Raw genomic sequence first — 3044 nt, forward strand, 5'->3', positions numbered from 1 at the left:
CCCAGCACGATCCCCGGCACGCTCACCGGGCTGGTGAGCAGCAGCTGGTCGGTGCGGGCGCGCTTTTCCTCTGCAAAGCTGCGCATGGTGAGCAGCGGAATAAACACCAGCAGCACAATCACAAAGCTGTAAAGGGTAATGGTAAAATCGGTATACCCTCCCTGCAGGTTCGCGGCCGTAAAATAGATCCCGCCGAACAGCAGCATCACGCCGGTGAGCACCCATCCCATCATGCCGCTGAAATAGCTTTTGAACTCCCGTTTAAAGATCGCAGCCATGGCTCATTCCCCCTCCTTTTTTTCTTCCAGGGCAGGTTCCGCGGCTTGCTCTTGCCGCGCCGTGCCGTCCAGGGGGGCATTCTCCGGCCCGCCATCCTCCGGCTCTTGTTCCGTTTCCTCCGCGCCCCCGGGCTGCGCTTCATCCTGCCCGGCTTCCCGCGCCTTTGGCGCGTCGGCGCTCTCCGCCTCTTCCACCGGCTCCTGGGCGGTGAGCTGCAAGAACACCTCCTCCAGGCTCAGCGCCTCGGTGGTAAGGGCCAGAACCGGGCAGCCCGCTGCCGCCAGCGCCGCGCTCACGGCTGCGCGAAGATCGTTCCCTTTCTCCGCCGTAAGGCGCAGGCTGGTCTCGCCGTTCGCCTCTCCCGTTACCTCGGCGCTCTGCACGCCCTCCAGGCCCTCCAGGGCGGCCAGCACCTTGCCCGCCTCCCCCAGCGCGGCAAGCTTCAGGGTCGTCCTTCCTCCCAGTGCGTCCGCCAGTTCGGCCGGTGTTCCCTGTGCGGCCAGCCGCCCCTGGGCAAGGATCAGCACCTCGTCGCACAAAGCGCTCACCTCGCTCAGAATATGGCTCGACAAAATAACCGTGTGCTCTTTGCCCAGCTCGGTAATAAGCTCGCGGATCTCGATCACCTGGGCCGGGTCCAACCCCACCGTGGGCTCATCCAGAATAATGACCTTGGGCTCGCCCAGCAGCGCCGCCGCCAGGCCGACCCTCTGCCGGTATCCCTTCGACAGGTTCTTGATCAGCCGGTGCTGCACCTCCTGCACGCCGGTGCGCTGCATGGCCGCCCGGATCTGCCTGGCCCGGTCCGCGCGCTTTACCTTTTTCAGCTCAGCCGCAAACGCAAGGTACTCGGCGGGGGTCATATCCGGGTACAGGGGCGGTTGCTCCGGCAGGTACCCCACGCAGGCCTTGGCCGCGGCCGGCTCCTCCAAAATGTCGTGTCCATCAATCGAAACGCTGCCACTGCTGGCCGAGATATACCCGGTGAGAATGTTCATGGTGGTGGATTTGCCCGCCCCGTTGGGACCCAGCAGCCCGTATACGGTACCCTCCTTCACTGTGAACGAGATATCGTCCACCGCCAGGTGGCCGCCGTAGCGCTTGGTCAAATGCTCTGCCTGGATCAAAAAAGCCACACTCCTTTGCTCTCAATGCGCAAAAAGCAACTCAACCCTTTTCCGCTTTTTGTCAAGCTTCATTGTACCTTCGGGGTGTGAAAACTTTGCAAAATTCCTTTGAAAGGTATTTGAAAATTGCGGCGGCCTGCACAAAGGCGGCCCGCAGAAATCCCTGCGGGCCGCCTGGGCAAAACTGTTTTTATCTTGTCCTTTGATCCTTCCCCGTAATCCCTGGGGAACAGCGGCAATTCACCACAAAAAAGCTTCGCTGCGGCTGATTTTCAGCGCTCACAGCCCGTCAGCAGTTTTTCCAGCTGCTCCACCCGGGTAAAATAATGGTCGGCGCCTGTGCGCATAAAGGTATGGATGGCAGCCACCGGGCTGCCCCACCCTGCAAACGCAAAGGGCACGCCGCAGGCGCGGGCCATCTGCCATCCCGGCTTCAGGTCGTCCACCATCAAAAGCTGCCCGGGCGCAAGCCCGTACACCCGCATGATCTCCTGCAGCGGCCAGGGGCTGGGCTTGCGCCGTCCGGGCCCTTGTTCCCATCCAAAAATCAGGTCCGGCGCAAAGCCGCAGTTCTTCACATAGTCCCGCGCAATGATATCCGCCTCTGAATGGCTCACCGCGCACACCAGCCCGCCCCGTGCCCTTTGCCTGCGGATCAGTTCCGCCATCCCCGGGAACATGGGCGGCTCATGGGTCAGCGAAAAGGCGCGCCAATTTTCCTCCTGGCGGGCCATTTCCTCCGGCGTAAACCCCAGCAGTTCGCTGCAAAGGGCCTCGAACCCCGGCTCAAAGCTGTATTGCATAAACTCTTCCAGGCTCCACCGAACCTCCGGCCGCAGCTCGTTCAGCGTGGCCACAAACGCGGGGTAATGGATGGTCGGGGTGCTCTGTACCACCGTGTCGTCATGGTCCAGCACAAGGCAGGGATAGCGCAGCATGGCAGTTCCTCCACAAATGCATTTTTCTTATCATTGCACAGGTGAAGGGGCTTTGTAAAGCCTTTTGTTTATTCTTTCGGGCGTTTGCGCCCCAGCGCCATCCAGATCAGGTAGCCCGCCAGTGCCAGGATACACACGATCAAAATGATCCGCGAGTAGCGGGTCAGGTAGGGCAGCGCCCTCTCCCAGGCCGTGCCCAGCAGCGCGCCCAGCCACACCAGCACCGTATTCCACACTGCGCTGCCCAGGGCCGTCAGCAGCAAAAACAAGGGCAGGCCCATCTTATTGCACCCCGCGGGGATCGAGATCAGGCTGCGTACCACCGGCACGCAGCGGCAGATGAACACCGCCCGGTTCTGGTACCGCCCAAACCAGCCAAACGCCTGATCCACCTGCTCGGGGTGGAAGTGCAGGATGCGCCCCAGCCGCCCCGCAAACAGCTTTTTCAGCCGCTCCAGCCCCAGTGCCCGCCCCAGCGCATACAGCGCGATCGCCCCGGCCAGCGAGCCGAAGGTGGCCGCCGCCACAACCCCCGGCACCTCCATGGCCGTGCTCAGGGTAAGCGCCCCTCCGAACAGCAGAATTACCTCCGAGGGGATCGGCGGGAAAATATTCTCAATAAAGATCAGAAAAAAAACGCCCCAATAGCCAAACCGGCCAATCAATTCGGTCACCGTCTGCTGCATTCCTGTTTTCTCCT

General features: G+C 61.8%; 4 protein-coding genes. All 4 read right to left on the bottom strand.

Going from position 1 to position 3044, the window contains the following annotated elements; translation table 11 throughout:
• Nucleotides 1-278, bottom strand: a 278-nt coding sequence (locus tag ACMLHZ_RS01805) for an ABC transporter permease (RefSeq protein ID WP_418666105.1), incomplete at its 3' end; no start/stop codon positions are given.
• Between the two features lie 3 nt (nucleotides 279-281).
• Complete coding sequence (locus ACMLHZ_RS01810; protein ID WP_418666106.1) at nucleotides 282-1406, bottom strand: ABC transporter ATP-binding protein; 1125 nt, start codon at nucleotides 1404-1406, stop codon at nucleotides 282-284.
• A 272-nt stretch (nucleotides 1407-1678) separates the two neighbouring features.
• Nucleotides 1679-2344 carry an HAD family hydrolase gene (locus ACMLHZ_RS01815; protein ID WP_418666107.1) on the bottom strand — a complete coding sequence of 222 codons (666 nt, stop codon included), beginning with the start codon at nucleotides 2342-2344 and terminating at the stop codon, nucleotides 1679-1681.
• A 68-nt stretch (nucleotides 2345-2412) separates the two neighbouring features.
• Nucleotides 2413-3044: DedA family protein (locus tag ACMLHZ_RS01820; protein WP_418666108.1), on the bottom strand; the 632-nt coding region annotated here is incomplete at its 5' end.

The organism is Allofournierella sp. (genome assembly GCF_048388525.1).
GTDB lineage: Bacteria > Bacillota > Clostridia > Oscillospirales > Ruminococcaceae > BQOK01.

Bases quoted from the DNA above. Each gene is read 5' to 3' on its own strand.
- ACMLHZ_RS01815 (WP_418666107.1), bottom strand. From the start codon at position 2,344: ATGCTGCGCTATCCCTGCCTTGTGCTGGACCATGACGACACGGTGGTA.